Source organism: Psychromonas sp., from assembly GCF_983033635.1.
The window spans coordinates 1-4,605 of the sequence record NZ_CEZLMY010000226.1 but is presented as its reverse complement, the minus strand read 5'-3'; the positions used below and the strand labels follow the sequence as shown (position 1 = coordinate 4,605).

The following is a 4,605-nucleotide window of genomic DNA, read 5'->3' as shown; positions in this document are numbered from 1 at the left end:
ATCAATGATATTTCATCTTGTAACCACTTCGTAAAGGGATCATGACGGTTACGCTGTTGAGTAAAAAGCGAAAATTGACGACGGAAAGTATCTTTTATTAATTCAGGGGGCGATGCAACACAACGATAGTTATCCGGCAAAATATCGGTATATTTAGCAGAGGATACACAAATATAGTTACTCGTACTAAGTAGCTTTAACATCATGCCCATATCACTACAGCGCAAGTTAATATTCATATCTAGATTATACTTTTTAATCAACATCTCAACGCGTGATGGCTCAGTATGACCAGGAATATAATTAATACAGATAGGATAAGATATTACATCACTTAATTGATTAGTTTTTAGCGGGTGTTCTTTACGCATAATTAATATAAATTTGTCATAGCCTAAATTTTTTTGATAGATGTTTTTATTGGTCTCCATTGGTAGATAAGATACCCCCCATGCATTAACTTGGCTTTCAATTTTAGCCGGAGTATTACTCCCCCAGTGCACACACTCTACCGTTACATTTGGTGCAAGGGTGGTTAATTTGTTCACTAACGGAGCCGCAATAACAGCCATCAAAGGTGAGGGGAAAAATAGCTTAATCTCACCCGATAAGTTCTCAATTTTCCACGTTTCATTATCACTATATAAACCATCTAGCTGTTCTAATAATGCGGGGATTTGACCGATGAGCAGTTCACACTTAGCAGTGGGTTGTAAGCCATTTTTATTACGAATAAACAGCTCATCATTAAACTGTTCGCGTAATTTTCTGAGCATTACACTGATAGTGGGTTGACTGACGTTCATTGCTTTAGCCGCAGCAACGGTTTGACGGGTTTCCGCGAGCACTAATAACAACCGCAGTAGATTAAAATCTTTTATCATATCAATCACCTAAAGATAAGTCGCAAAGGACTTTAACGGCTGTTTTTTGCACAAAATCGAACCCTTTTAGTAAGCTGAATGTTTTTAAAAGGGCAATAACGGTGACGATGAAGTTGCAAGCAGATCCGTAAAAAAAGAGACGGCTTTTCTATTCCAGTTTGTAATTTTAATGCATCTTGCAACCATGCCTGCCTAGTCTCTTTTAGAGCAAGCAGCTCTTTTTGGCCGGTAAGTAAGCGGTTATATCGATATAGCAAAGTGCGTGCCGTGCTCCATTGTCTCTTATAAATAGTTAGTAATAATTGTATGAAAAGCGGTTTAGGGTGAGTTTGATAATAATGTTTCAAGTGAAGAACAATGATTATTAACAGTATAAAAAACACGGATGCGATCAACAGCTGCAGCCGATAGGTTTTGATTAAGGATTGCAATGTATGAGAAACCGCGATTTTTTTCCCTTCAAGGTGCAGTGTTTCTAGCTGATTTTTTTTACTGTTCCAAAATATTAGCTCTGTACTTGGTAGGTTAACCTCTCCCCCTTGCTGCAGAACGTAGACACTCTCTTCGACTTTCTTGGATTGATAAACACCGCGGTTAGAACTATCTGATAGTTTAACGGGTTTACGATAAGTTTGATAATTGCCGTTAGATGAATCAACTAATAAGTCAGGAAACAATATTGAAAGTGTATCGTCGGCTTTCATAGTGACAGTGCGAGTAATGCTATCACCAACTTTAAGATCTTCATTTGATAACTGCCAGCGCTGCTCAAGCGACAACTCACTGGCAGTGAGCCAGTCATGCTGCTCAGATAATACACCGCTAGGCAAATGCGCTTTGAATGATAGTGACGGGGTAAACAGTGTAATATCAATGCCCACTCCGTCTTTATTAGCGACTTGTGTTTGTACTGGGATAGGTGGGATCGTAACCTGACCTGAAGCGAGCGGGTATAAGGCGATTTCCCAACGTTGTATCGACCAGGTTTGCCCGTTAAACTTTTCTGTATAGTTTACCGCTAATTGATTACGCTGTTTAGCGATGACATTTGCCACTTCCACTAAGCCAATGCGAGTTCCTTTGCTAAACCTACGGGGTGTTGCTACCTCTATGGTTAATATAACTTGCTGCTTGACGCTGAAATTCTGCAGCTGGTTACTATGCTCATCGCCTATCCAGGCAGCTAGCTTGATATCACTACTGCTATTTTGCGTTGAGGTTACCGCCATTGCTTTAGTGCATAGCAATAATATTAGTAGTAACCATACTGGTCGAATAGGGTTGAACATAGTCATAATCCTGTTAATCGCGAACGTTCTGTTCACGTAGTTGAATCTGAAATTTGGCAGCTAAAAAACGTTTCGGATCAGACTGCACACGTTTGAACCATAGTTCTGCTTTCTGTTCATCTTGTAGTAGATCCTGTGCATTAATCTGCTGTTGAGCGATTGACTCTTCTGTTATTTGTTCATCAGCGCCTTCGGCAGTTTGCTCTTGCTCATCAGCTAACTCAAACGATGTCACCTCCTGATTACCAATCTGACTTTCACTAAAGCGATTAATCTCATCAATAAGTGCATCGAGTATCTGAAAATTGTGTTTAACGCGTATTTTTAAGGTGGGATCAATCTCTTTATCTTGTAATAGATTGTTAAGTAAATCTCGCGCGGCCAAATATTCGCGTTGACGAGCTAGTGCTGAGGCGCAGTAATATAAACCGAGGTCATTTTCTGCTTGCAAAAATAGCGCATGAGCAAGCTTATATTCGCCGGCATAATAATAAGCCTTACCCTTTTGCATGGGTTCGCTGTAATGTTTAGCCGCTTCTAAATAGGACTTTTGCTTAAATAAACGTTGCCCTTGTTGGTCCGGCGTTAACCATAGATCCAGCCAGTACTGAGTTGCTTTATCAAGCATCGAAATTTTTTCTATCACCTGACTTTTCTCTGCCATAGTATGAATAGGCGCGGCGGAGACAGGCAGGGGGGAAACACTTGAGATCAGCACTGCGCCGACCAAGCACCACTGCACCAACCAGCCTTTTCGAAACCATAATAAAGTTAAAAATAGTAGCGGAAAAAGTAATGCATAACCCATATCTTGCCAAGGCATTGCAGAGTCACCGCTAAGCTGCATCTGTTTATCAATCGCGCGGTTTAATGCCTGCACGTCACTATTATCCACAGTGACGTCGAATAAACGTCCGCCCGTTGCCTGTGCTAATGCTTTTAATGAAACGTCATCAAGTGGCCGGTCAGTTTTAAGCGCTGAATTACCTGCCGCTAAAATAAGTAGCTGGTACGGATGTGTAGTAAAAAATTCCTGATAGGCAGTGATGGCCTGCGGGCTAATACCGTCGCTAATTAATAAGACACTGCTGCCAGGGATGTTATTGAGCTGTTCGTTAATCAAGCTTAAGGCCGACTGTGCCTGCTTGCCTTTTTTAGGCATGATACTGGGCTCTATCGCAGCAAGAAACGGCGCAAACACGGCACTATCTGGTGTTGCTGGCATGGCCAGATGAGCACTGCCGGCAAACACCAGCAAACCGGTTTTACCGCCAGCTCGAAGCATTAGCAAATCATGAATTTTATGTTTAACACGCTCAATACGATTCGGTGCTAAGTCAGTTTGTAACATCGATTCACTGTTATCGAGGATCACCAGCATAGACGCTTTATCTTCGCCAAAAGGGGAGGCCTCTCTTTGCCATGTCGGACCTGCACAGATGATCACGGCTAATAGTAGACTGACACTCAATAATTTAAGTGGTAACTGACTGCGCCATCCCTGTTCATCTAAGGTTAAAGCTTGTCGTAGATGTGCAGGTAAATGCGTACTCCAGTTGGATTCTGATTGATCTTTGTAGCGCAGATAAATAAGCCATGCGAGTGGAATCAGCAGCAACAACCATAACGGACGAATAAAATGAAACTGAGTGAGCCAGATTGGTAAATTCATTATTTATTATCCTTCTGTTGCGCTACGCAGTGTCGGCGACGGTTGAATATCGCCAGTGAAAATGCGCTCAAATACAAAATAACCAGCAAAGCAATTAATAGCTGGTGCAGAGACTGTTTCGGCCGGTAATGAGTGCTTTCATAAATCAGCGGCTCTAGTTGACCAATTTCACTATAGGCTTGTGCAAGCTGCTCATTATTTATCGCTGCAAATGCGCGCCCTCCCGACTCTGTAGCGACTCGTTGAATGGTTTCCATATCCAGCGCCTGCTCGCCAACGGTACTGGGGTCGCCCATTGCAACCATGTAAATTCGTACCCCTTTAGCGGCCGCTACCTTAGCCGCATCAACAGGCTCTACAAAGCTGCCGGTATCATTACCATCGGTCAGTACGATGGCTATTTTTTCTTTTCTGTTGTCCTGCTTATTATCTTCAAATACTTTAATCGCAAGCCCAATGGCATCCCCTAAGTGAGTGCTTTGTCCAGCCACCGCAACTTCGCTTTGCTTAAGCAGTGTTAACCAAACCTGTTGATCCGCAGTAAACGGAGTTTGTACAAACGCGGCATCACCAAAAAGGATCAAACCAAGACGATCCCCTTCACGTGTCTTTAAAAAATCACCTAATACCTGCTTTGCTGCGGATAAACGCGTGCTTTTCTGCCCATCCCGCGCGCTAAAATCTTGTTCCGCCATCGAGCCGGAAAGGTCTACTAAGACCATAATATCGTGACCAAAACGTTCACGAGTCTGCATTTCAC

4 protein-coding genes are annotated in these 4,605 nt (G+C 42.5%); all 4 read right to left on the bottom strand.

All coding sequences use genetic code 11. The annotated features are described in order from the left end of the window. Positions 1-884, bottom strand: an 884-nt coding sequence (locus tag AC4GME_RS17425) for a LysR family transcriptional regulator (protein WP_490379902.1), incomplete at its 3' end; no start/stop codon positions are given. Positions 885-916: 32 nt separating this feature from the next. After that, positions 917-2,173, bottom strand: a complete 1,257-nt coding sequence (locus AC4GME_RS17420) for a hypothetical protein (RefSeq protein WP_490379901.1) — start codon at positions 2,171-2,173, stop codon at positions 917-919. A gap of 13 nt (positions 2,174-2,186) precedes the next feature. Continuing rightward, entirely contained in the window at positions 2,187-3,845 is a 1,659-nt protein-coding gene (locus AC4GME_RS17415; RefSeq protein ID WP_490379900.1) for a vWA domain-containing protein, read from the bottom strand. Next, positions 3,845-4,605 (bottom strand): VWA domain-containing protein (locus tag AC4GME_RS17410; protein ID WP_490379899.1); only part of this gene is annotated, 761 nt, incomplete at its 5' end. The genes AC4GME_RS17415 and AC4GME_RS17410, both read right to left, overlap by 1 nt.